Source organism: Salmonella sp. SAL4457 (assembly GCF_046548235.1).
Classification (GTDB): domain Bacteria; phylum Pseudomonadota; class Gammaproteobacteria; order Enterobacterales; family Enterobacteriaceae; genus Salmonella; species Salmonella enterica.
In genome coordinates, this window is the sequence record NZ_JBGDZO010000051.1 from 1 (window position 1) to 480 (window position 480).

At 61.2% G+C, this 480-nt stretch carries 1 pseudogene; it reads right to left on the reverse strand.

From position 1 onward, the window contains the following. Positions 1–282: 282 nt before the first annotated feature. Positions 283–480, reverse strand: a pseudogene (locus ACLJNW_RS23160) (beta-ketoacyl-ACP synthase I); the annotation flags it as partial.

A 480-nucleotide genomic window follows, 5' to 3' on the forward strand; every position in this document is an offset into this window, starting at 1 on the left:
GTCCGAAGAGGCTTCGTTGAGCGAACCCATTCGGTTCAGGGAAAAGATGCCGGTGATGACCAGCAGAGCGGTGATCAGGGCGAAACTCAGGGCGGCACGGGTCGCGATGGGCATACTGCGCAAAGACATGATGGCGGATTCCAGGGGGCAGGAGAGAGACGGGGCTGATCAGTTCTATCGGCAGGCGGGGCACCAGGTTTAGCCCGTTCATGCAGTTCGGGTAAAGAAACGCTGGGTACAAAAAAGCGCCCCGAAGGGCGCTTCATGCGGCGATGGAGGGAATCAACCCTGCCAGCGCTTGAGGACCAGGGTGGCGTTGGTGCCGCCGAAGCCGAAGCTGTTGCTCATGACGGTATCGAGCTTGGCGTTCTCGCGGGTCTCGCGGAGAATCGGCAGGTCGGCCACTTCCGGGTCGAGTTCGTCGATGTTGGCGGAGCCGGCGATGAAGCCGCCTTCCATCATCAGCAGGCAATAGCTCGC